Origin of the sequence: Thiomicrospira microaerophila, assembly GCF_000934765.1 — a bacterium.
GTDB lineage: Bacteria > Pseudomonadota > Gammaproteobacteria > Thiomicrospirales > Thiomicrospiraceae > Thiomicrospira > Thiomicrospira microaerophila.
Map to the genome: position 1 here is coordinate 1 of NZ_JYNN01000027.1, position 1,201 is coordinate 1,201.

A 1,201-nucleotide genomic window follows, 5' to 3' on the forward strand; every position below is an offset into this window, starting at 1 on the left:
GCTCCGGTTAAAAGGTTAACTTGAGTGTAATTATAGGAAAATGGGATGGGTTTTGCAATTTAAAAGTGGCTGTCCTTTTAATTTTGGTCCGATTTTGCAATCTAAAAATGGCTGTCCTTTTAATATTTTAATTGGGATGGATTTAAATTTAAAAGTGGCTGTCCTTTTAACTTTTCTTTTAATGCTTCTAAAGCATCAAGGGTAAAAAGCATAAAAGTGGGTGTCCTTTTTATTTTCGGATAGTGAAATAAGCTGTTGGCGGGCACGGGTCATGGCTGAGCTCCGGTTATAAGGTTAACTTGAGAGTAATTATAGGAAAATGGGATGGATTTTGCAATTTAAAAGTGGCTGTCCTTTTAATTACAATTTAAAAGTGGCTGTCCTTTTAACTTTAAAAGTGGCTGTCCTTTTAATTTCTTTCGCTGTCCTTTTAATTAAAATTTAAAAGTGGCTGTCCTTTTAATTTATCACAGGTTGGGTTTTTTGACTATGCTCAAGGGGATCAAATGCCATCAGTTTGGCATGAGGCAAGGCATCAAGCTTGGTGAGAAACTGTTGCGCTTCTTCACCAAGGGTATCAAACAACAGGCTGGTGCGCATGGAGATGGGTTGTTTTTCAATGCCTTGGGTTTGTTCGATGCGTCGTTGAATCGAGGTAAATTCTGAATCGGACAAATCGTTGGCGATATTAGCGCGCACCGGGTTTAAATCAACATAGGCCATCACCGATAAAATCGCTTGCTCATCCAATAAGGCTTGGCTTTTAAACCGCCCTTCCCAGAAATGCCCTTTTACACCGTCTTCTTTATTCGCCATACGGGCAATGGTCTCATTGAGCACGCGCATGTACCAGGATAGATCATACAGGCGTTCACGATAGGTTTGGGCGAGTTGTTGGACTTGTTTGACTATCGCGGGTTCGGCTTGGTCTTTATCGACTAAATAACGCTGTAAATACACCGGCCCGCTAAACAACTGTGTCCAGCGTTCCAGCACTTCGTCATCTGACCAGGCCTGGGCGCGCTCTTTATCCACGCGCACCACCAAATGATAATGGTTGCTCATCACAGCAAAGGCGGCAATATCCACCGCAAACACGGAGGCCAGCTTCAACATCGTCTGCTCTATCCATTCACGGCGATGCTCATAACTTTGGCCGGAAATTGAATCCACGCCACACAAAAACGCACGGCGAACACAA

The 1,201-nt window shown here is 43.1% G+C and carries 1 protein-coding gene; it reads right to left on the reverse strand.

Annotation, left to right across the window (positions count from 1 at the left end; all coding sequences use genetic code 11):
* Nucleotides 1–459: 459 nt before the first annotated feature.
* Nucleotides 460–1,201 (reverse strand): transposase (locus NA59_RS09360; RefSeq protein ID WP_198401086.1); only part of this gene is annotated, 742 nt, incomplete at its 5' end.